This window comes from Ideonella aquatica, assembly GCF_018069755.1.
Taxonomy (GTDB): Bacteria; Pseudomonadota; Gammaproteobacteria; order Burkholderiales; family Burkholderiaceae_C; genus Ideonella; species Ideonella aquatica.
On sequence record NZ_JAGQDE010000003.1, the window covers coordinates 113,635 to 135,498 of the forward strand.

Sequence of the window (21,864 nt, forward strand, 5' to 3'; positions counted from 1 at the left end):
GCGCGGGGGTGTCAGCGCGGCGCGTCCGGGTCCCATCCCGGCGCGCGCTGGCGCTGCGCCAGCGCCTCGCGCTCCTGGGCGAACAGCTCTTCGAGCTGCTGCCGGCCCTGCTTGGCCATCGACACCAGGGCCTGCTCGTCGCGGTGGTGCGGGTACATGCGCTCGACCTGCTCGACCAGGTGCTGGCGGTAGCGCATGGCCAGCTGGCGGGCCTGGTGCGGCAGCCAGCCCAGTTGCTCCAGCACGCGGCGCGCGCTGAACAGGGCGGAGTCCATGGTCTCGCGGTCGATCAGTGCCACGCCGCGGTCGCGCAGCGCGTAATAGTGCTGCACGTTGCGGGCGCGGGCGACCAGCGTGAGCTGCGGAAAGTGCTGGCGCGCGGCCTCGGCCAGGGCCAGGCTTTGCTCGACATCGTCGATCGCGATCACCAGCACCCGCGCCTGCTCGGCGCCGGCCAGGCGCAACAGGTCCAGCCGGGTAGCGTCGCCGTAGTGCACCCGAAAGCCAAACTTGCGCAGGAACTCCACTTGCTCGGCGTCGTGGTCCAGCACCGTGGGCCGGATACCGTTGGCGTACAACAGCCGGCCAACCACCTGGCCGTAGCGGCCGAAGCCGGCAATGATCACCGGGCCCTCCTGCGGCTCGGCCAGTGCGTGTGGCGAGCCTGTGGCGGCACGCGCGAAGCGCGGCAGCAGCAGGCGGTCGATCAGCACCAGCAGCAGCGGCGTCACCAGCATCGACAGCGCCACCGTGCCCACCAGCAGCGCACCGTGGCGCGCGCCGATCACGCCGGCCCCTTCAGCCTGCTGGAAGACCACGAAGGCGAACTCGCCGCCCTGGGCCAGCAGCAGGGTCAGCACCGGGCGTTCGGCCAGCGGCACCTTCACCGTGGTGGCCAGGGCCCAGATCACGGCGGCCTTCAGCGCCAGGAAGCCCAGCAGCAGCCCCAGCACCAGCCAGCGGTCGGCCCACAGCGCGGCAAAGTCCATCGACATGCCCACGGCCATGAAGAACAGGCCCAGCAGCAGGCCCTTGAAGGGCTCGACGTCGGTTTCCAGTTCGCGCTTGTACTCGCTCTCGGCCAGCAGCACGCCGCCCAGAAAGGCCCCCAGCGCCATCGACAGGCCGGCGGCCTCCATCAGGCTGGCGATGCCCACCACCAGACCCAGCGCGGCGGCGGTGAAGATCTCGGGCGATCGGCTGCGCGCCACCCAGCGCAGCGCATGGCGCAGCAGCAGGCGGCCGCCCAGGATGATCGCGGCGATCACGCCCACCGCCTTCAGCGCCTCCCAGGCCGGATGGCCGGCGCCGGGGCCGCCCTGGCCCAGCAGCGGGATCAGGGCCAGGATCGGGATGGCGGCCACGTCCTGCAGCAGCAGGATCGCGAAGCCGGCCTGGCCACCGGCGGTGGGCAGCAGGTGGCGCTCCTGCATGATCTGCAGCGACACCGCGGTGGACGACAGCGCCAGCGCCAGGCCGGCGATCACCGCCATCGTCCACGGCGCACCCAGCGCCCAGCCGGCGCCGCCCAGCACCACGGCGCAGCCCAGCAGCTGCGCCGTGCCCCAGCCGAAGATCGGCCGGCGCAGTGCCCACAGCCGCGGCGGCTCCAGCTCCAGGCCGATCAGGAACATCATCAGCACCACGCCGAACTCGGCGGCGTGCAGGATCGATTCGGGGTCCTTCACCACGCCCAGCCCGAACGGCCCGATCGCCACGCCGGCGCCCAGGTAGCCAATGATCGAGCCCAGGCCGAAGCGCTTGGCCAGCGGCACGAAGAGCACCGCGGCAGCCAGGTAGATCAGCGCGGCATGCAGCCACTGCGAGTTCATCGGCGATCTTCCACGGCAGGCCGGTCGCGCAGCGGCACCTGGCAGGTCGGGCACTCGGCCATGTCGGCGATCTCCGGCCAGTCGGGGTAGTCGCGCAGGCGGCTGGCGTAGGTCTGTGCGTGCTCGCGCAGTGCGTCGGCCGACAGCTGGTGCGCGCCATGCTGCACCATCGGCGGCAGGAAGCGCAGGCCGCACAGCGCGGCGGTCTGCTCATAGGGCGGCAGAAAGGCGTCCAGGAAGTAGCGGTTGTAGCCCTGCGGGTGGTAGGCGTCCTCGGTGCCGCCGGTGCTCAGCACCAGCCACAGGTCCTTGCCCTGCAGCGCGCGCGTGCTGCGGCCCTCGGCGTGGCCGTAGGCCCAGCCGTAGGCCAGCACCTCGTCCAGCCACAGCTTCATCAGCGGCGGCATTGAATACCACTGCAGCGGGTGCTGCCAGACGATCAGGTCGGCCGCTGCGGCGGCGGCCTGCTCGGCGGCCACGTCGATCGCGTAGTCGGGGTAGAGCGCGTACAGGTCGCGCACCTGCACGCCGGGCACACCGCGGGCAGCCTCCATCAGCGGGCGGTTGACGTGTGAATGCTGCAGCGCCGGGTGGGCGACCAGCACCAGGATGCTTGGCGCCACCATCAGCGCGTCTCGAGGCGTTCGCGCAGTGCCGCGATCAACCGCTCGGGTTCATCGACGCCGATGCAGATCTCGCTCACCGTGCGTTCCCCCAGCACCGTCGGCAGGCGGCAGTCGGGCCGCAGGTGCAGACAGAGGTTGGTGCGGCCCATGCCGGCGATCCTCCAGCGGCCCTTGGCGCGCGGCGCCGGCCGATCCAACCGAGTCACCGCCGAGATGGCACCCAGCGGCAGCGCCAGGTCCACCAGCACGCCACTGCGCAGGTGTAGGGCGTCGGCCCGCAGGCTGATGGGTCGCCAACGTGTGGTCCGGTACTCGGCCCATAGGAACAGGCCGCCATAGAGCGACAAGGCGCTCACGGTCCAGGCCAGGGCCGGGCTCCACAAATGCATCAGCCCATGGGCCAGCGGCAGCTCGACGGCCAGAAGGATGCCGAAGGCCTGCTGGTTCGACAGGTTCTGCCCTTGGCGCCAGGTCTCGAAGTGCAGGCCGTTGTCGATCAGTTGCTGCACCTGCCGGCCCGGCCAGGCATAGAGCCACAGCCGCGCATCGGCCTGCAGCAGCGGCCGTATTGGATGGTCGCGGAAGCGGCGGGCCAGCGCGCTCATCAGCACCGGCTCGGGATGCTGGCCGGGCGGTATTAGCCAGAGCTCGCGCAGCGCCTGGGCCACCAGCATCAGTTGCGCCAGCAGCAGAGCCGCCAGACCCAGCCAGCGCAATGCCTCCAGCCAGGTCCACCACTGCTTGTCGGTGTCGGGAAGGATCCATGCGCCGGCCGTGATGCCCAGCGAGACCATGCCCAGCATGCCCCACAGCGCGGTGCGGGCGCGCGGGCGCATCAGCATCCACCAAGCCAGCGGCAGAACGGCCAGCAGGTCGACAAGCAGTGGCCACTCCGGAACTGGCTGGCCTTGGTGCTGCAACCAGCGCGCCACGCCAGCATCGGTGGCCAGCACCGACAGAACCACCACCGCCAGGGTCCAGCGGCGGCGTGACTCGGACCAGGATGTGTAGGGCGACATCATGCGCTCCGGTTCGCTAGCTGCCGCGCCAGCGCGTTGTGCCGCTCCAGCAGCGGCTCGAGTTCCAGCGTGGCCAGCCGGCCCTCGCGCACCACCACGCGGCCATTGACCACGGTGTACGCGGTGGTCGCCGAGGCGCACAGCAGCAGCGCGCCCACCGGGTCGTGCACCGCGCCACCGGCAAAGCCCAGCGTGCGGGTGTCGAACAGCGCCAGGTCGGCCGACATGCCGGGCGCCAGGTGGCCGATGTCGTCGCGGCCCAGCACGCGCGCGCCACCGCGGGTGGCGATGTCCAGCGCGTCGCGGGCGGTGAACTCTGCCGGGCCGTGGTCGCAGCCGAAGGCGTCGAGCGAGCGGCCCACGCGGCCCAGCAGCATCGCCTGGCGCGCCTCGTTCAGCAGGTGTGCGGCATCGTTGCTGGCGCTGCCGTCCACGCCCAGGCCCACCGGCACCCCGGAAGCGCGCATGCGCTGCACCGGCGCGATGCCCGAGGCCAGGCGCATGTTGCTGCAGGGACAGTGGGCGACGCCGGTGCCGGTGGCGGCGAAGCGGGCGATGCCGTGGGCATCGAGCTTGACGCAGTGGGCATGCCAGACGTCCTCGCCCAGCCAGCCCAGGCTCTCGGCGTACTCGGTGGGCGTCTGGCCAAACTTGTCGCGGCTGTAGGCCAGGTCGTGGTCGTTCTCGGCCAGGTGGGTGTGCAGCCGGGTGCCGGTGGCGCGCGCCAGCGCGGCGGCGTCGCGCATCAGACCGGGGCTGACGCTGAAGGGTGAGCAGGGCGCCACGCCCACCCGCACCATGGCGTGGCGTGACGGGTCATGGAAGGTCTCGATGACGCGGCGGGTGTCGTGCAGGATCGCGTCCTCGCGTTCGACCAGGTGGTCAGGGGGCAGGCCGCCGGCGCTCTCGCCCACGCTCATGCTGCCGCGCGTGGGATGAAAGCGCAGGCCGATGCTGGCGGCGGCCTCGATGGTGTCATCCAGCCGCACGCCGTTGGGGTACAGGTAGAGGTGGTCGCTGCTGGTGGTGCAGCCCGAGAGCAGCAGCTCGGCCATCGCCACCTGGGCGCTGACGCGGGCCATCTCGGGCGTCAGGCCGGCCCAGATTGGGTAGAGCGTGCGCAGCCAGCCGAACAGCTCGGCGTTCTGCGCCGCCGGGATCGCCCGCGTGAGCGACTGGTACATGTGGTGGTGGGTGTTGACCAGGCCCGGGATCACCACGTGGCCGCGGGCATCGATCACCTCGTCGGCCTCGCGCGGCAGATCGCTGGCAGGGCCAATGGCCTCGATCGCGCGGCCGCGGATCAGCACGCTGGCGCGCGGCAGTTCGCGGCGCTCGTCGTCCATTGTCGCGACGACGTCGGCGTCGCGGATCAGCAGGGTGGGTTCGGTCATCGGCAAAGGGGCTGCTATCGTCGGCGGGTCCCCAAGTGTTGCATGTGCCATGCCCAGTGTGCCCTTGCCATTTCAATGCCTGTCAGCTCCACGTTGCGATGAGCGCTGACCCCCGTACCGCGCTGCGCGCGCTGTTCGACGCCGCGGTGGCCCGCGCTCAGCCGGCCGTGGTGCTGCCTGGCCGCCTGCCACCGCCGCCGCGCGGCCGCACGGTGGTGCTGGGCGCCGGCAAGGCGGCCGGCGCGATGGCGCTGGCGGTGGAGTCGCTGTGGCCGGCCGACGCGCCGATGAGCGGCCTGGTCGTCACCCGCTACGGCCACACGCCGCCAGCCTATCGGCCTGGTGCCGGGCGCATCGAGATCGTCGAGGCCTCGCACCCGGTGCCCGATGAGGCTGGCGTGGCCGCCAGCGCGCGCATCGCCGCGCTGGCCCAGGGGCTGACGGCCGATGACCTGGTGCTGTGCCTGATCTCCGGTGGCGGCTCGGCGCTGCTGACGATGCCGCAGGCCGGTCTGACGCTGGCCGACAAGCAGGCGCTGAACCGTGCGCTGCTGGAGAGCGGCGCACCGATCGACGCGATGAACACCGTGCGCAAGCACTGCTCGGCCATCAAGGGCGGCCAGCTGGCCGCGCGCTGCGCGCCCGCGCAGGTGGTGACGCTGCTGATCTCCGACGTGCCGGGCGACGACCCGGCCATCATCGCCAGCGGCCCCACCGTGCCCGACCCCAGTACCTGCGCCGAGGCGCTGGCGCTGTGCGAGCGCTGGGGCATTGCGCTGCCCGCCGCGGCGCGCGCCGGTCTGGGCAGCGGCAGGTTCGAAACTCCCAAGCCCGGCGACGCCTGCTTCGCGCAGCAGCAGGTCGAGGTCATCGCCACGCCGCAGGCCAGCCTGGAGGCCGCTGCGGCCGCAGCACGCGCGATGGGCGTTCCCGCGCACATCCTGTCCGATGCGATCGAGGGCGAGTCGCACGTGGTGGGCGGCGTGCATGCCGCGCTGGCGCGCGCGGTGGCGCGCCACGGCCAGCCCTTCTCCCGGCCCTGCGTGATCCTGTCCGGTGGTGAAACCACGGTGACGGTGCGCCCGCGCGCGCCGGGCCAGCCCCGGGGCCGCGGCGGCCGCGCCACCGAGTTCCTGCTGGGCTGCGCCTTGGGATTGCAGGGCCAGGCCGGTGTGTGGGCGCTGGCCGCCGACACCGATGGCATCGACGGCGTCGAGTCCAATGCCGGTGCGATGGTCACGCCCGACACGCTGGCGCGCGCGGCGGCGGCCGGTCTGTCAGTGGCTGATCACCTGGCCCGCAACGATGCCTGCGGCTTCTTCGAGGCGCTGGGCGACCTGGTGGTGACCGGGCCCACGCACACCAACGTCAACGACTTCCGGGCCCTCTGGGTGGCCTGAATCCCGCCGTCTCAGCAGGCCAGTGACTCGCGCCACACCGCGCGGGGGGGTGCGCCCAGGCGCACGCTGCTGGCACGGATCTCCAACGCGTCACCGCGCGCGCCGCGCAGTTCCAGCCGGCACGCGCCGGTGGTCCAGGGCAGCGGGCAGTCGCTGAATGAGCGACCCTGGGCATCGACCAGGCGCCCCTCGGCCAGCCGACCCAGCAGATCGGGTGCGGGCGCATCGGTCTGCACGGCCAGGATCACCGGGGTGAGGTAGCCCTCCACCCAGCGACCCTCGCGCTGCTCATCGACCGGCGCAGCGGCCAATCGCAGGCGCCAGCCGCCGCTCATCGGCTCCACGGCACCGACCTCGGCGTCGGCAAAGCGCAAGCGCCGCAAGCGCTCGGGCAGCATCCACTGCAGGTGCCACTTGCCCACCTCGCGGCCATCGTCCAGCGCCAGCGCGCGCGGCTCGCAGCCCCAGGCGACGAAGCCGCAGTCCTCGTAGACCCGCCGGGCGCTGGCATTACCATCGCTGACGGTGAGCTCCAGCAGGCGCAGGCCGGGCCAATGCAGCGCATCGGCCTGCACGCAGCGGACCAGGCGCCGCGCAATGCCCTGGCGGCGCAGGTCGGGCTCGACCGCCACGCCGAAGACGAAGCCACGGTGCGCGGTGCGCTCGCGCGGCTTGCGCGACAGACCGGCGGCGCCCACCAGGCGCGGGCCGGCGAAGGCGCCCCAGACCTGCTCGTCGCTGCCCTCAGCGCCCAGGCGGCGCGCCCACCAGTCCAGCGGCAGGTCGATGCGCTCGGCCACGCTGGAGGTGAAGGCCTCGGGCTCGCGGGCGTAGGCGCCCAGCATCAGCGCCCGGTGGGCAGTGGCGTCGGCCGGACCCAGGCGGCGGATCGTGACGGAATGCGCGTTGTCCATCACCGCATTGTGCGGCGCTCCCCAGAGTTGGGGGGCCATGGGGCGCCTTATCGTCACACCGCCGTCACGAAGTGACTGCACAATCATCCCCATTGCGACGAACCCAACCGACCGCGCCAATGGGCGGAACGCCGGAACCCGTCACCGGTGTCGCAACACCCAGCCAGGGCTGAAGCCCGGGCGCAACAGGCCACCGCAAGGTGGCCTTTTGTCGTTCTGGATCGGGGCAAATCCCTACGTGGTTCCCGTCGTTTTGGCGCCCCTGGCATGGCGATGATCCGGGGCATGACACACACCACGCACCTGACCCGTCGCCAGGCCTTGGCGCTGGCAGCCCTCGGACTGCCTCCCGTCCTGTCCCGCGCCCAGGCCACCTGGCCCACGAAATCGGTGCGCTTCGTCGTGCCGTTCGCGCCCGGCGGCAGCTCCGAGATCGTCGCCCGCGCCAGTGCGCAGGAGCTGAGCAAGCTGCTGGGCCAGAGCGTGTATGTGGACAACAAGCCCGGTGGCGCCGGCAATGTGGCGATGGCCGAGGTGGCGCGCGCCGACGACCAGCACACCGTGATCCTGGGTCACATCGGCACGCTGGCGGTCAACCCCTTCATCTTCGACAAGCTGCCCTACGATCCGCTGAAGGACTTCAAGCCGGTCAGCCTGCTGGCCAAGGTGCCCAGCCTGTACCTGGTGCACCCCGACCTGCCGGTGAAGAACCTGAAGGAGTTCATCGCACTGGCCAGGAAGCAGCCGGGCCGGCTGAACTATGGCTCGGCCGGCAACGGCAGCGCCGGCCACCTGGCGATGGAATACCTGAAGATGGCCACCGAGACCTTCATCCTGCATGTGCCCTACCGCGGCACCGGCCCGCAGCTGACCGACCTGCTGGCCGGCCGGCTCGATGCCGCCTCGGTGGGCGCGCCGGCGGTGATGCAGTTCATCAAGACCGGCAAGCTGCGCTGCATCGCCACCGGCACCACGCAGCGCCTGCCGCAACTGCCCGATGTGCCCACGGTGGCCGAACAGGGCTGGCCCGGCTTCGAGATGACGCAGTGGTATGGCATGCTGGCCCCGGCCTCGATGCCGCAGCCCGCGGTTGACAAGCTGGCGGCGGCCTGCGCCAGCGCGATGCGCGCACCGGCCGCGCTGGATCACCTGGCCAAGGATGCCGCGATCGCGGTGGGCAGCACGCCGGCCGAGTTCGCCAGCTTCATCGCTGCCGAGCGCAAGCGCTGGCAGCCGGTGATCGCGCGGGCCAAGATCAAGCCCGACTGAGCGCGGCCGTCACCGGTCGTCGAACAGCGCCCGGTCCCAGGCCTTGACCGGCAGACGCTGCTCGCCCAGACCGCTGATGCCCAGGCGCATCTCGTCGCCGGGCTGCAGAAAACGCGGCACCGGCTTCATGCCCATGCCCACGCCCGGCGGCGTGCCGGTGGCGATCAGGTCGCCGGGATGCAGCGTGCAGTAGCGGCTGATCGTGCTGATCAGCGCCGCCACACCGAACACCATGGTGCGGGTGTTGCCGGTCTGCATGCGCTGGCCATTGACGTCCAGCCACAGGTCCAGCGCCTGCGGGTCGGGCACCTCGTCGGCGGTCACCAGCCAGGGGCCGACCGGGCCGAAGGTGTCGCAGCCCTTGCCCTTGTCCCAGGTGCCGCCGCGCTCCAGTTGGAAGCTGCGCTCCGAGACATCGTTGACCACGCAGTAGCCGGCCACATGGGCCAGCGCCTCGTCGGGCTCAATGCAGCGCGCGGTGCGGCCGATCACCACGCCCAGTTCCACCTCCCAATCGCCCTTGGTGGCGCCCTGGGGCAGCACCACGCTGTCCTGGGCGCCCACCAGGCTGCTGAGCTGCTTGGTGAACAGGATGGGCTCGGTGGGCAGGGCCATGCCGGCCTCGGCGGCGTGGTCGGCGTAGTTCAAGCCCACGCACAGAAACTTGCGGCAACCGCGCCAGGGCAGGCCGGGGCGCAGGCCCTCGGGCAGCAGCGGCAGGGCGGCCGGATCCACCGCCCGCAGCGCGGCCAGGCCCTCGGGCGACAGGGTGCGCGGCGTGATGTCGCGCAGCAGGCCGCTCAGATCGCGGGGGCGGCCGTCGGCATCCAGCAGGGCGGGGCGTTCCTGGCCGCGGGGGCCAAGGCGAAGCAGTTTCATGGGCGGGGATCGGTCAGGGGCGGGGACGGGTGATGGTACGCGGCATCGCGATTTGAGCCAGATCGCATACCTCGTGCGGTAGGACCGTTTGCGGGGATTCGGCTTGATCTGGCGCAACACACGGGGGTGAATGCTCGCTGACATTCGACCGCAACCCAGTGACTGCAATGCCGCGAGAGCCGCATGGACCAGCCTACCCTCAGCCCCCCCAGCCCCCCGACCGAACGCGCGCCCCTGACCCGGCTGCGGGCGTCCAGCCGCGTGGCTGCCGCCCCCGCGCCGCTTGGTCCGGGGATGTCCATGCTGCCGGACCCGCGCCAGTGGGGCCAGCTCTTCGGCGGTGCCGCCCTCGGCCATGCCGAGGCTGCTGCCTTGAACGAGGCCACCCGGCCGCGCCGCGTGCCGGCCGGCCTGTTGGTCTTCGCCCAGGGCGAGCGGGCCCGCGGCCTGCTGCTGGTGGTCGACGGCGACGTCGCCCTGGGCCTGCGCGGCAGTGACCTGGCGTTCCGCACCGAGCGCCACCTGCACGGTCCGGCCTGGCTGGACCTGAGCGCCGGTTGGCTGGGGGAAGCCCATGCGATCGACGGCCGGGCGATGACCAGCGCCACGATCGCCGAGATCTCGCGCGAAGCCATGGGCGCCGTGCTTGAGCGCTTCCCGGTGCTGGCACGCCGTCTGGTGACCACGCTGGCGCGCGAGGTGCGGGCCCTGGCGGTCAATACCCACGACCTGATGCACAAGGACGCGCCGGCCCGCCTGGCGGCCTGGCTCCATGAGCGCTGCCAGCCTGATCCGGTCCACCCGGAGCGGGCACTGATCCAGCTGCCGATGCGCAAGCGCGACATCGCCTCGCAACTGGCGATCACGCCGGAAACGCTCTCACGCCTGATGCGCAGCTTCACCAGCCAAGGTGTGCTGCAGGTGGCCGGCTACACCGTGCATGTGCTGGATCCGGCCGCGCTGGCGGCCATCGCCCGCTCGCACTGAACGACGGACGGGCCCGGGCGGCTCAGGTCAGCATCAGCTTCACCGCCACCGCACCCAGCACCACCGCGATCGCGTAGCGGATGAAGGCCAGCGGAGCGCGGGTGCTGATCAGCGAGCCGATCAGCACGCCCGGCACCGAACCGATCAGCAGGTTCAGCAGCAGCGTCCAGTTCACGTTGCCCAGCGCCAGGTGGCCCAGGCCGGCGATCAGCGCCAGCGGGATCGCATGGGCCAGATCGGTGCCCACCAGCTTGGCGGCATTCAGGCGCAGCGGGTACAGGTAGACCAGCATCACCGTGCCCAGGGCGCCGGCGCCGATCGAGGTCAGCGTGACCATCACGCCCAGCACGATGCCGCCCAGCACGGTCAGCACCGGCTGCAGGTGCTTGAACTGGTCGGCGTTGCCCACGCGCAGCTTGCGGCCCAGGCCATGCAGCCAGTCCTTAGTCAGCATGCCCAGCGCGGTGATGATCAGCATGGTGGCGACCATGCTGATGATGAAGCCGTCCTTGACCCGCGAGGCCTCGGAGAAGTGCATCCAGGCCAGGGTCAGGGCGGCGGCGGGCAGACTGCCCAGCGCCAGCCGGCGCACCACCTGCCAATCGACCGTGCCGTGGCCGTGGTGCACGCCCACGCCGAACATCTTGGTGATCGACGCATAGAGCAGGTCGGTGCCGACCGCCGTGGTGGGTGCCACGCCGAACAGCATCACCAGGATCGGCGTCATCAGCGAGCCGCCCCCCACGCCAGTGACACCCACCATCGCACCGACCAACAGGCCGGCGAGTGCGGGCATGGATTCCAACTGCATGGGCGCTCCGATATGAGAAAAACGATGAACAGCATCGATTCTTCCAGCCGCCGCACAGCGATGGACCCCCTAAAACAATTTCTGACTAAACTTATTCGCGGAACAAATAAGCAGTTCAGTCGGCGGCGTGCGGCCAGGCCGCCAGCAGCTGTGCCACCACCGCCACCGCGATCACGCCCGGCTCCTTGCCGGTGATGCCGGGCCAGCCGATCGGGCAGTGCATGGCGGCGATGCGCTCGGCCGGGATGCCGCGTTCGGCCAGCCGGTGCTCGAAGCGGGCGCGCTTGGTGGCCGAGCCGATCAGGCCGAACCAGCCGACATCGTCGCGCCGCAGGATGGCCTGGGTCAGCGCCAGGTCCAGGTCGTGGCTGTGGGTCAGCACCAGGTAGGCGCTGCCGGGCGGCGCCTGCGCCACCTCGGCCTCGACCGGCTCGACGCAGACCCGCTCGATGTGCGGTGGCAGCGGGCCCGGCGGGAATTCGGCCTCGCGCTCGTCGATCCACTGCACCCGGCAGGGGATCTGCGCCAGCAGCGCGATGATCGCCCGACCGACATGTCCGGCCCCGTAGAGCTGCAGGTGAAAGCGGGGCGCGTCCAGCGGCCAGTCGGCCAGCGCGGCGGCGTCCAGCGGCCGGAAGTGCAGCGTCAGCGCACCACCGCAGCACTGGCCCAGCGACGGACCCAGGGCCACCGGCCAGTCCCAGGCCGACGGGGCGCCGGCGGCCAGCCGCTCGCGCGCCTGGGCGATGGCCTGCCACTCCAGGTGACCGCCGCCGATCGTGCCGGCCACCTCGTCCAGGGCCACCAGCATGCGGGTGCCGCGCTCGCGCGGCACAGAGCCGCGCGTCTCCCCCACCACCACCACCACCGCGGGCCTGCCGCGGCCCAGCCAATCGGCAGCCAGTGCGGCATCGGCCACCGGCAGGGCGGCGGGGGCAGGGTGGGGCGCGGTCATCGCCGCGATTGTCTCAGTCGCGCACCGCGTCGATGGCCCGCAACAGGGCCTCCGGCGTGGCCGGCGCCGTCAGCGGCGGCTGGCAGCCGGGTGCGCCGGTGGCGGCCACCGCATCCCGCAGCGCCAGCCAGACCGAGAAGGCCAGCAGCAGCGGCGGCTCGCCCACCGCCTTGCTGCGGTGGATGCTGTCGGCGACGTTGGCGTTCTCGAACAGCCGGGTGTGCAGCGCATCGGGCACGTCGTTGGCGGTGGGGACCTTGTAGGTCGACGGCGCGTGGGTCAGCAGCGCGCCGGTCTGCGGGTGCCAGACCAGCTCCTCGCTGGTCAGCCAGCCCATGCCCTGGACGAAGGCACCCTCGATCTGGCCGATGTCCAGCGCGGGGTTCAGCGAGCGGCCAGCGTCATGCAGCAGGTCGGCGCGCAGCAGGCGCCACTCGCCGGTCAGGGTGTCCAGCAGCACCTCGGACACCGCGGCGCCGTAGGCGAAGTAGTAGAAGGGCTTGCCGGTCAGCGTGGCGCGGTCCCAGTGCAGACCGGGCGTGGCGTAGAAGCCTTCGCTCCACAGCTGCACGCGGGCCACGTAGGCGCGCTGCACCAGGGCGTTGAACTCGACGCTGCGGCCATCGGGCGCGCGCAACTGGCCATCCACGAACACGATGTCCGCGGTCGGCAGCTGCCACTCGGCTGCCTGCAGCGCGGCCAGGCGTTCGCGGATGCGCCGCGTCGCGTCCTGCGCCGCCTGGCCGTTCAGGTCGGCGCCGGTGGACGCGGCGGTGGCCGAGGTGTTGGCCACCTTGCTGGTGTCGGTGGCGCTGCAGCGCACGCGGCCGATCGGCAGGCCCAGCTCATGCGCCACCACCTGCGCCACCTTGGTGTTCAGGCCCTGGCCCATCTCGGTGCCGCCATGGTTGACCAGCACCGAGCCATCCAGGTAGACATGCACCAGCGCGCCGGCCTGGTTGTAATGGTTGACGTTGAACGAGATGCCGAACTTCACCGGCGACAGCGCCAGCCCCTTCTTCAGCACCGGGCTGGCGGCGTTGAACAGCGCCACCTCGGCGCGGCGCTTGGCGTAGTCGGCGCTGACGCTGAGCTGGTCCACCAGCGGTGCGATCACGTTGTCCTCGACCACCTGGCCATAGGGCGTGACATTGCGCTCGGTGGTGCCATACCAGTTGGCCCGGTGCACCGCCAGCAGGTCGATCGATCGGTGGTGGGCGATGTGGTCCAGGATCACCTCGGTCACCAGCGCGCCCTGCGGGCCGCCGAAGCCGCGGAAGGCGGTGTTGCTCTGGCGGTTGGTGCGCGGCAGGTAACCGTGCAGCGCCACGTTGGGCAGCCAGCAGGCGTTGTCGATGTGGCACAGCGCGCGCGTCATCACCGGTGGCGACAGGTCGGCCGAGTGGCCGGCGTCGCCCAGCAGCGTGATCTCCAGCGCCAGCACGCGGCCGGCGTCGTCAAAGCCCACCGCCCAGTCGAACTCGAAGCCATGCCGGCGGCCGGTGATCAGGAAGTCGTCGTCGCGGTCCACGCGCAGCTTGACCGGCCGCTGCAGCCGCCGTGCCGCCAGCGCCGCCACGCAGGCGAACAGCGCCGACTGCGACTCCTTGCCCCCGAAGCCGCCGCCCATGCGCCGGCAGCTGACCTGCACCGCATGGCTGGGCAGGTGCAAGGCATGGCCGATCAGCGCCTGCATCTCGCTGGGGTGCTGGGTGGAGCAATGCACCAGCAGGCCACCGTCGTCCTGCGGCAGCGCGAAGCTGATCTGGCCCTCGAGGTAGAACTGCTCCTGGCCGCCCAGCGTCCAGCGGCCGCTCAGGCGGTGCGGCGCCTCGGCCATGGCGGCGTCGACACCGCCGGGGTGCGTGGCGCGGCTGAGGTGCATCGGCGGCACCACCCAGTCCGCGGCCGCATGGGCGGCGCGCAGGTCCAGCTGCGCCGGCAGCGGCTCGATCTGCAGCACCGCCTTGGCCTGCGCGGCGGCGCGGCGCGCCGCATCGCGGCTCTCGGCCACCACGGCAAAGACCGGCTGGCCCAGGTAGCGCAGCGTGCCGTCAGCGAGGATCGGATCGTCGTGGACGATCGGCCCGCAGTCGTTGGGGCCGGGGATGTCGGCGGCGGTGTAGACCGCCACCACGCCCGGCAGCGCCTGCAACCGCGCCAGGTCGATGCCCAGCAGGCGGCCGTGCGCCACCGGTGACAGGCCCAGCGCGGCGTGCAGCGTGCCGACCGGTTCGGGGATGTCGTCGCAGTAGGCGGCACGGCCGCTGACATGGCCGCGGGCGGACTCGTGCGGCAGCGGCTGGCCAACGGCGCCGGTGAGTGTGGCGGTCATGCGCAGCCCTCCCACACGCGCAGGGCAGTGGCATCGAGAGGCGCCTGCGGGCGGGTTTCCAGCCACAGCCGCTCCAGCAGGCCGCGCGCCACGCGTTGCCGGTAGGCGGCGCTGGCGCGCAGGTCATTCAGGGGTCGGAAGTCGGCGTCCAGCGCGTCCTGGGCGGCAAGCAGTGTGGCCTCGGTCCAGGGCCGGCCATTGAGCGCGGTCTCGGCGCCCGAGGCGCGGCGCACGGTGGCGGCCATGCCGCCAAAGGCCAGCCGGGCCTCGGCCACGACGCCCGCGTCCAGACGCAGCGCCAGGCCGCAGCTGACACCAGAGATATCGCAGTCGAAGCGCTTGCTCTGCTTCCAGGCGCGCACGACCCACACGGGGTCGGTGGTGGTCAGCGGCACCTCCACCGCCTCGATGAACTCGCCGGGCTGCAGCGCGTTCTTCATGTAGTCGAGGTAGAAATCCTCCAGGGCCAGGTGGCGCGTGGCGTCTCCCTGGCGCAGGCACAGCCGTGCGCCCAGTGCCATCAGCACCGGCGGGGCGTCACCGATCGGCGAGCCGTTGGCCAGGTTGCCCACCAGCGTGCCGGCATGGCGCACCGGCGGTGCGGCAAAGCGGCGGTGCATCTCGGACAGCGTGGGCCAACGCGCCACCAGGGCGCGCCAGCCGTCTTCCAGCGTCACCGCGGCGCCAATGCGCAGTGCGCCATCGGCCTCATCGATGCGGCGCAGCTCGGCCACATCGCCCAGCCAGATCAGCTCGCCCAGCTCACGCAGTTGCTTGGTGACCCACAGGCCCACATCGGTGGCGCCGGCCAGCAGCCGCGCCTGGGGCCGGGCTGCGCGCAAGGCCGCCAATTCGGCCAGGCTGCGTGGCGCGTGCCAGCGGCCGGGCTGGCTCAGTGCCGGGGCGGCCTGCAGCCCGCGCAGCTGCTCGGCCAGGCCGTCCAGCGGCAGCCCGCGCGACAGGTCCTGGCCCATGCGCTGGCCGGCGTCCAGGATCGGCCGGTAGCCGGTGCAGCGGCACAGGTTGCCGGCGATCGCATCGGCCAGCTCGCCCCGGCTGGGAGGGGGCCCACCGGCGCGCTGCCGCTCGTGTTCGGCGGCCAGGCTCATCGCGAAGCCCGGGGTGCAGAAGCCGCACTGGTGGCCGTGGCAGTCGACCAGGGCCTGCTGGGCGGGGTGCAGCGGTGCATCGGGCGCCGGGCCGGCCAGGTCCTCCACCGTCAGCAGCGCCTTGCCGTCCAGGCTGGGCAGGAAGCGGATGCAGGCATTGACCGGCCGGATCGCCAGGCCGGCGCTGCGCACCGCCGCGGTGTCGCCCAGCACCGTTTCGGCGAGTTCGGCCAGTTCAGCCACCAACACGGTGCAGGCGCCGCAGTCCCCCTCGGCGCAGCCTTCCTTGGTGCCGCAGGCCCGGGCGTCCTCGCGCAGCCACTGCAGCACGCTGCGCGTGGGGGGCGCGTCGTTCACCTCAACGGTGCGGCCACGGAAGACGAAGCGCACCGGGCGGGTGGCGGCCTCGGGAGAAACCTGGGGGTGGGCGTCCATGGCGTGAACTTACCTGCGGCAGGCCGATGTTGGCATACGATATGCGACATGCAGGGAATATGCCCACGCGTATGACGAAGCCGTCCGATGCCGCCAACATCGACCTCCATCTCGTGAAGGTCCTGCACACCGTGATCACTGAACGCAGCGTCTCCCGTGCCGCGATGCGCCTGGGCAGCAGCCAGCCCCAGGTCAGCGCGCAGCTGCGCCGCCTGCGTGCGCTGACCGGCGACGCCCTGCTGGTGCGCGCCGGTGGCGGCATGGTGCCCACCGAGGCCGCACAGGCCATGCTGGTGCCCGCCGAGAGCCTGCTGCGCGAGGCCGAAGCGCTGTTCGGCGGCGCCCGCGTGCAGCGCCGCTTCGAGCCGCAGCGCGCCGAGATGACGCTGCGCATCGCCGCCAGCGACTACCTCGACCCGCAGTTCCTGCCCGGTGTCGCCGCCGAACTGCGCCGGGCGGCGCCGGGCCTGACGCTGGAGATCCATCCGCTGTCGGCCGAGTTCGACTACCGCCGCAAGCTGGCCTCGGGCGAGGTGGACCTGGTGATCGGCAACTGGCTGCGCCCGCCGGACGAACTGCACCTGGGCCGCCTGCTCAGCGACGAGGTGGTCTGCCTGGTGGCCGCCGACCACCCCGCGGTGAAGAACCCGCGCAGCTGGACCGAGGAGCGTTACCTGGACGCCGAGCACATCGCCCCGATGCCGCTGCATCCCGGCGCGCTGGGCGTGATTGACGAGCACCTGGCAGCGCGCGGCCTGAAGCGGCGTATCGCGGTGCGCTGCGCCCACTTCGGTCTGGCACCGCGCATGGTGGCCGACAGCCGTCTGGTGCTGACCACCGGTCGCCAGTTCTGCCAGCGCTACCTGGGCGCCCTGCCGCTGCGCATCGTGCGCTGCCCGGCCGGCTTTCCGCCGATGGCCTACTACCAGCTGTGGCACGACCGCGCCCATGCAGCGCCGGCCCAGCGCTGGCTGCGTGAGCAGGTGCGCGACGTGGCGCGTGCGCTGGCGGGGAGTGCTGCATGAGCCTGCATGTGGGGCACGACCAGAAGCTGGCGCTGTTCGGCGACCTGCTCGATTTCACTGAAGCGCCACCACTCACCGATCCAGGCGCCGAGCCCCGCTGGCGGCCGGCGCACTGGCTGCTGATCGAGCATGGCCGCATCGTCGGCGTCCAGCGCCACGAACCCGATGCCAGCTGGCCCAAGGAGCGCCACCCCGGCCGGCTGATCCTGCCCGGCTTCATCGACACCCATGTGCACAGCGCGCAGATCGATGTGCTGGGTGCCTGGGGCACCGAGCTGCTCGACTGGCTGGAACGCCACACCTTCCCGGCCGAGGCACGCATGGACGACCCCGAGCACGCGCGCTTCATCTCGGCGCTGTTCCTGGATGGCCTGCTGGCCACCGGCACCACCTCGGCGATGGTCTTCCCCACGGTGCACCGCGATTCGGTCGATGCGCTGTTCGAGGCCGGCAGCGCGCGCGGCATGCGCCTGATCGCCGGCAAGGTGCTGATGGACCGCCACGCCCCCGAGTTCCTGCGCGACGACGTGGCCCAGGCCGAGCAGGACTGCGTGGAGCTGATCGCCCGCTGGCACGGGCATGGCCGCCTGGCCTATGCGGTGACGCCGCGCTTCGCGCCCACCTCCACCGATGCCCAGCTGGCCATGGCCGGTGCACTAATGGCGGCGCACCCGGGCCTGTACATGCAGACCCACGTGGCCGAGAACCGCGACGAGGTGCGCTGGGTCAGCGAGCTGTTCCCCTGGTCGCGCAGCTACCTGGACGTGTACGAGCATTTCGGCCTGCTGGGCCCGCGCAGCATGCTGGCCCACGGCATCTGGCTGGACAGCGACGACCGTGCCCGCCTGGCGGCCACCGGCGCCATGATCTCGCACTGCCCCAGCTCCAACCTGTTCCTGGGCAGTGGCCTGTTCGACTGGCCGGCGGCGCGCGCCGGCGGCGCCGCGGTGACGATGGGCTGCGATGTGGGCGGCGGCACCAGCCTGTCGATGCTGCGCACGCTGGCCGATGGCTACCAGGTGCAGGCCCTGGCCGGGCGGCGCATCACCGCCTGGGCGCTGCTGCACGCGGCCACCCGTGGCGCCGCCGAGGCCCTGGGTCTGGCCCATGAAATCGGCTCGCTCGAGCCCGGTACACTGGCCGACGTGGTCGTCTGGGACACCGCCCGTTCGCCCGTCGAGCGCCGCCGCCAGTCGGTGGCCCGCGACTTGCATGATGCGATCTTTGCCTGGCTGACCCTCGCCGGCGACGACCACGTGGTGAGCACCCGCGTGGCCGGCGTCGAGCGGTACCGGCGGCCGGCCGACCACGACGAGAAGCCCACCGCATGACCTTCCTCCCCGCACGCCTCGAACTGCGCGGCATCACCAAGCAGTACCCCGCGGTCCGGGCCAACGACAGCGTGGCGCTGAGCGTGGCCCCGGGCCAGATCCATGCGGTGCTGGGCGAGAACGGTGCCGGCAAGTCCACGCTGATGAAGATCATCTACGGCGCGGTCAAGCCCGACGCCGGCGAGATCCTCTGGAACGGCCAGCCGGTGCAGGTGGCCAGCCCGGCGGCGGCGCGGCAGCTGGGCATCAGCATGGTCTACCAGCACTTCTCGCTGTTTGACACCCTCACCGCCGCCGAGAACGTCTGGCTGGGCCTGGACAAGGCGATGAGCCTGGACGAGGTGACGGCCCGCATCCGCGAAGTCGCCGCCGGCTACGGCCTGGAGGTCGACCCGCTGCGCCCGGTGCACACCCTCAGCGTGGGCGAGCGCCAGCGCGTCGAGATCGTGCGCGCGCTGCTCACCAAGCCGCAGCTGCTGATCCTGGACGAACCCACCTCGGTGCTCACCCCGCAGGCGGTGGAGAAGCTGTTCGTCACGCTGCGCCAGCTCAGCAGCGAGGGCTGCTCCATCCTCTACATCAGCCACAAGCTCGACGAGATCCGCAGCCTGTGCCACCGCTGCACCGTGCTGCGCGGTGGCAAGGTGACGGGTGAGGTCGACCCCAGCCAGGAGACCAACGCCGGCCTGTCGCGCCTGATGATCGGCGCCGAGCCGCCGGCGCTGCACGCGCGCGCCGCCACGCAAGGCGCCACGGTGCTGCAGGTCCAGGGCCTGTCGCTGCCCACCACCGACCCCTTCGGCATGGCGCTGAAGGACATCGCGCTGGATGTGCGCGCCGGCGAGATCCTGGGCATCGCCGGGGTCTCGGGCAATGGCCAGCAGGAGCTGATGGCCGCGCTCTCGGGCGAGGACCCGCGGGCGCCGGCCGGCTCGGTCACGCTGTTCGGCCACGACATCGCCACCGCCTCGCCGCGCAAGCGGCGCCACCTGGGCCTGCACTTCGTGCCCGAGGAGCGCCTGGGCCGCGGCGCGGTGCCCACGCTGTCGCTGGCCGCCAATACGCTGCTCACCCGCACCGAGGCCGTGGGCCGCGGCGGCTGGCTTGATCTGGCGGCCACGCGCGCGCTGGCGGCCAGCCTGATCGATCGCTTCAAGGTCAAGGCGGGCGGGCCGGATGCCGCGGCCAGGTCGCTGTCGGGCGGCAACCTTCAGAAGTTCATCGTCGGCCGCGAGATCGATGCGAATCCGAAGCTGCTGATCGTCGCCCAGCCCACCTGGGGCGTGGACGTGGGCGCGGCCGCACAGATCCGCGGCGAGCTGCTGAAGCTGCGCGACGCCGGTTGCGCGCTGCTGGTGGTCAGCGAGGAACTGGACGAGCTGTTCGAGCTGAGCGACCGCCTGCAGGTGATCGCGCAAGGGCGGCTGTCGCCATCGGTGCCGGTCAAGGAGGCCACGGTGGAGATGATCGGCGAGTGGATGTCGGGCCTGTGGAACGCCGCCCCGGCCGCGCAGGGGGTGGCCGCATGATCCGCCTGATTCCGCGCCCGCAGCCCTCAAAGGCCATGTCCTTCGCCTCGCCGCTGATCGCGCTGGCGATCACCGTGCTGGTGGGCATCGCGCTGTTCAGCGTGCTGGGCAAGGACCCGCTGAAGGCGCTGCAGGTCTTCTTCATCGAGCCGGTGAAGAACGGCTACGCGCTGTCCGAGCTGAGCGTCAAGGCGGTGCCGCTGGTGCTGATCGCCCTGGGCCTGTCGGTGTGCTACCGCTCGAACGTGTGGAACATCGGTGCCGAGGGCCAGTTCGTGCTGGGCGCGATCTTCGCCAGCGGCGTGGCCATGCAGGCCGGGCCCGACACCTCACGCTGGGTGGTGGTGCCGGTGCTGGCCGCCGGCGTGCTGGGCGGCATGGTCTGGAGCGGCATCGTCGCGCTGCTGCGCGACCGCTTCAACGCCAGCGAGATCCTGGTCAGCCTGATGATGGTCTATGTGGCCGACATGCTGCTGGCCTGGCTGGTCTACGGCCCCTGGAAGGACCCCAACGGCTACAACTTCCCGCAGACCATCACCTTCGCCGCGGCTACCAAGATCCCGCGCCTGGTCGATGGCTGGCGCATGAACGTGGGCGTCTTCATCGCGCTGGCCGCGGTGCTGGGCCTGTGGGCCTTCCTGTTCCGCACCTACCGCGGCTTCTCGCTGCAGGTGGGCGGGCTGGCGCCCGACGCGGCGCGCTACGCGGGCTTCTCGTCGCGGCGCGCGCTATGGATCGCGCTGCTGATCAGCGGCGGCCTGGCCGGTCTGGCCGGCGGCCTGGAAGCGGCGGGCCCGCTGGGGCAACTCACCCCTTACGTGCCGGCCGGCTATGGCTTTGCCGCGATCATCGTCGCCTATGTGGGGCGGCTGCATCCGGTGGGGGCGGTGTTCTCGGCGGTGCTGATGAGCATGTTCTACATCGGCGGTGAGCTGGCGCAGTCGCGCCTGGGCCTGCCCAAGGCCCTGACCGGTGTGTTCCAGGGCCTGCTGCTGTTCGCGCTGCTGGCCTGCGACACGCTGATCCACTACAAGCCACAGTTCGGACGGAGGGGCCCGTGATGGAACAGTTCGCGCTGCTGCTGGGCGCCACCTTCAACGCCGGCACCGTGCTGGCGATCGCCGGCCTGGGCCTGCTGATCAATGAGCGTGCCGGCATCATCAACCTGGGCGCCGAGGGCATGATGCTGGTGGCGGCGATCGCCGGCTTTGCCACTGCGGTGCACACCGGCTCCGACCTGGCGGCCTTTGCCGCGGGCGCGGGCGTGGGGGCCGTGATGGCCGCCATCTTCGGCGTGCTGGTGATCTGGCTGAACACCAACCAGTACGCCACCGGGCTGGCGCTGAGCCTGTTTGGCACCGGCTTCTCGGCCTTCGTGGGCACCGCCTACACGCAGGCGCGCCTGAGTGACCGAGCCAAGTTCGACATCCCGCTGCTGGCCGACATTCCGTTGGTCGGCCCGGCGCTGTTCCGCCATCATCCGCTGGTCTATGGCGCGGTGCTGCTGGCGCTGGGTCTGGCCTGGTTCCTGTACCGCTCGCGGCCGGGCCTGGTGCTGCGTGCGGTGGGCGAGTCGCCCGAATCAGCCCATGCGCTGGGCTACCCGGTGCGGCGCATCCGCCTGGTGGCGGTGATGACCGGCGGCGCGCTGTGCGGCCTGGCCGGCGCCTACCTGTCGGTGATCTACACGCCGCTGTGGGTGGAGGGCATGGTGGCCGGCAAGGGCTGGATCGCGCTGGCCCTGACCACCTTCGCCACCTGGCGCCCGGCGCGGGTGCTGCTGGGCGCCTACCTGTTCGGCGGCGTCACGATGCTGCAGTTCCACCTGCAGGGCGAAGGCGTGCAGATCGCCAGCCAGTGGCTCACCATGCTGCCCTATGTGGCCACCATCGTCGTGCTGGTGCTGATCTCGCGCAATCCGACCTGGATTCGTGTGAACATGCCGGCTTCGCTGGGCAAACCCTTCTTCCCGGGCGGCTGAGCCGTCCACGACCCCCGCTTTCATCCCCCCACG

The 21,864-nt window shown here is 71.7% G+C and carries 18 protein-coding genes; 8 read left to right on the forward strand and 10 right to left on the reverse strand.

Features of this window, described 5'->3' with window-relative positions; genetic code table 11:
• Positions 1 to 11: 11 nt before the first annotated feature.
• Genes kefC through KAK06_RS04785 form a run of 4 tightly spaced genes read right to left on the reverse strand, consistent with a single transcriptional unit; the run spans position 12 to position 4,871 of the window.
• On the reverse strand, positions 12 to 1,832 hold the full coding sequence (gene kefC / locus KAK06_RS04770; protein ID WP_210800778.1) for a glutathione-regulated potassium-efflux system protein KefC: 1,821 nt from the start codon (positions 1,830 to 1,832) through the stop codon (positions 12 to 14).
• Complete coding sequence (kefF, locus tag KAK06_RS04775) at positions 1,829 to 2,458, reverse strand: glutathione-regulated potassium-efflux system oxidoreductase KefF (protein ID WP_210800779.1); 630 nt, start codon at positions 2,456 to 2,458, stop codon at positions 1,829 to 1,831. The genes kefC and kefF overlap by 4 nt, the downstream gene beginning before the upstream one ends.
• Positions 2,458 to 3,477 (reverse strand): hypothetical protein, encoded by a 1,020-nt coding sequence (locus tag KAK06_RS04780; protein WP_210800780.1) that lies wholly within the window; start codon positions 3,475 to 3,477, stop codon positions 2,458 to 2,460. Before KAK06_RS04780 ends, kefF begins: the two co-directional genes overlap by 1 nt.
• The gene (locus KAK06_RS04785) at positions 3,477 to 4,871 is read right to left on the reverse strand and encodes an 8-oxoguanine deaminase (RefSeq protein WP_210800781.1); all 1,395 of its coding nucleotides are present in this window, start codon (positions 4,869 to 4,871) and stop codon (positions 3,477 to 3,479) included. Before KAK06_RS04785 ends, KAK06_RS04780 begins: the two co-directional genes overlap by 1 nt.
• Before the next feature lie 98 nt (positions 4,872 to 4,969).
• Between KAK06_RS04785 and KAK06_RS04790 the strand changes: the two genes are divergently transcribed.
• The gene (locus KAK06_RS04790; RefSeq protein WP_210800782.1) at positions 4,970 to 6,271 is read left to right on the forward strand and encodes a glycerate kinase type-2 family protein; all 1,302 of its coding nucleotides are present in this window, start codon (positions 4,970 to 4,972) and stop codon (positions 6,269 to 6,271) included.
• Between the two features lie 11 nt (positions 6,272 to 6,282).
• Here the strand turns inward: KAK06_RS04790 and KAK06_RS04795 are convergent, their stop codons facing one another.
• Positions 6,283 to 7,185 (reverse strand): GNAT family N-acetyltransferase, encoded by a 903-nt coding sequence (locus tag KAK06_RS04795; RefSeq protein ID WP_210800783.1) that lies wholly within the window; start codon positions 7,183 to 7,185, stop codon positions 6,283 to 6,285.
• A gap of 285 nt (positions 7,186 to 7,470) precedes the next feature.
• Between KAK06_RS04795 and KAK06_RS04800 the strand changes: the two genes are divergently transcribed.
• A complete protein-coding gene (locus KAK06_RS04800; RefSeq protein ID WP_210800784.1) occupies positions 7,471 to 8,454 on the forward strand; it encodes a Bug family tripartite tricarboxylate transporter substrate binding protein in 984 nt (327 codons plus the stop codon).
• 9 nt (positions 8,455 to 8,463) lie between these two features.
• On the opposite strand, the gene KAK06_RS04805 is transcribed toward KAK06_RS04800, so the two are convergent.
• On the reverse strand, positions 8,464 to 9,333 hold the full coding sequence (locus KAK06_RS04805) for a fumarylacetoacetate hydrolase family protein (RefSeq protein WP_210800785.1): 870 nt from the start codon (positions 9,331 to 9,333) through the stop codon (positions 8,464 to 8,466).
• 294 nt (positions 9,334 to 9,627) lie between these two features.
• Between KAK06_RS04805 and KAK06_RS04810 the strand changes: the two genes are divergently transcribed.
• Positions 9,628 to 10,320, forward strand: coding sequence for a Crp/Fnr family transcriptional regulator (locus KAK06_RS04810; protein WP_210800786.1), 693 nt, complete (start codon positions 9,628 to 9,630; stop codon positions 10,318 to 10,320).
• Positions 10,321 to 10,342: 22 nt separating this feature from the next.
• Here KAK06_RS04810 and KAK06_RS04815 read toward each other — a convergent pair whose 3' ends face one another.
• From KAK06_RS04815 to xdhA, 4 genes are all read right to left on the reverse strand, one after another.
• Positions 10,343 to 11,131: a sulfite exporter TauE/SafE family protein gene (locus KAK06_RS04815; RefSeq protein ID WP_247652659.1), complete on the reverse strand. Its 789-nt coding sequence runs from the start codon at positions 11,129 to 11,131 to the stop codon at positions 10,343 to 10,345.
• A gap of 115 nt (positions 11,132 to 11,246) precedes the next feature.
• Complete coding sequence (gene xdhC, locus KAK06_RS04820) at positions 11,247 to 12,086, reverse strand: xanthine dehydrogenase accessory protein XdhC (protein WP_210800787.1); 840 nt, start codon at positions 12,084 to 12,086, stop codon at positions 11,247 to 11,249.
• A gap of 13 nt (positions 12,087 to 12,099) precedes the next feature.
• Positions 12,100 to 14,421 carry a xanthine dehydrogenase molybdopterin binding subunit gene (xdhB, locus tag KAK06_RS04825; RefSeq protein ID WP_210800788.1) on the reverse strand — a complete coding sequence of 774 codons (2,322 nt, stop codon included), beginning with the start codon at positions 14,419 to 14,421 and terminating at the stop codon, positions 12,100 to 12,102.
• Entirely contained in the window at positions 14,418 to 15,965 is a 1,548-nt protein-coding gene (gene xdhA, locus KAK06_RS04830) for a xanthine dehydrogenase small subunit (RefSeq protein ID WP_210800789.1), read from the reverse strand. The genes xdhB and xdhA overlap by 4 nt, the downstream gene beginning before the upstream one ends.
• Positions 15,966 to 16,036: 71 nt before the next feature.
• Between xdhA and KAK06_RS04835 the strand changes: the two genes are divergently transcribed.
• Genes KAK06_RS04835 through KAK06_RS04855 form a run of 5 tightly spaced genes read left to right on the forward strand, consistent with a single transcriptional unit; the run spans position 16,037 to position 21,831 of the window.
• Positions 16,037 to 16,990 carry a LysR family transcriptional regulator gene (locus KAK06_RS04835; RefSeq protein WP_210800790.1) on the forward strand — a complete coding sequence of 318 codons (954 nt, stop codon included), beginning with the start codon at positions 16,037 to 16,039 and terminating at the stop codon, positions 16,988 to 16,990.
• Positions 16,987 to 18,321 carry a guanine deaminase gene (guaD, locus tag KAK06_RS04840; protein ID WP_210800791.1) on the forward strand — a complete coding sequence of 445 codons (1,335 nt, stop codon included), beginning with the start codon at positions 16,987 to 16,989 and terminating at the stop codon, positions 18,319 to 18,321. Before KAK06_RS04835 ends, guaD begins: the two co-directional genes overlap by 4 nt.
• Entirely contained in the window at positions 18,318 to 19,850 is a 1,533-nt protein-coding gene (locus tag KAK06_RS04845; RefSeq protein ID WP_210800792.1) for an ABC transporter ATP-binding protein, read from the forward strand. The genes guaD and KAK06_RS04845 overlap by 4 nt, the downstream gene beginning before the upstream one ends.
• Positions 19,847 to 20,911 (forward strand): ABC transporter permease, encoded by a 1,065-nt coding sequence (locus KAK06_RS04850; protein ID WP_210800793.1) that lies wholly within the window; start codon positions 19,847 to 19,849, stop codon positions 20,909 to 20,911. Before KAK06_RS04845 ends, KAK06_RS04850 begins: the two co-directional genes overlap by 4 nt.
• Positions 20,911 to 21,831, forward strand: coding sequence for an ABC transporter permease (locus KAK06_RS04855; protein ID WP_210800794.1), 921 nt, complete (start codon positions 20,911 to 20,913; stop codon positions 21,829 to 21,831). The genes KAK06_RS04850 and KAK06_RS04855 overlap by 1 nt, the downstream gene beginning before the upstream one ends.
• Positions 21,832 to 21,864 lie beyond the last annotated feature (33 nt).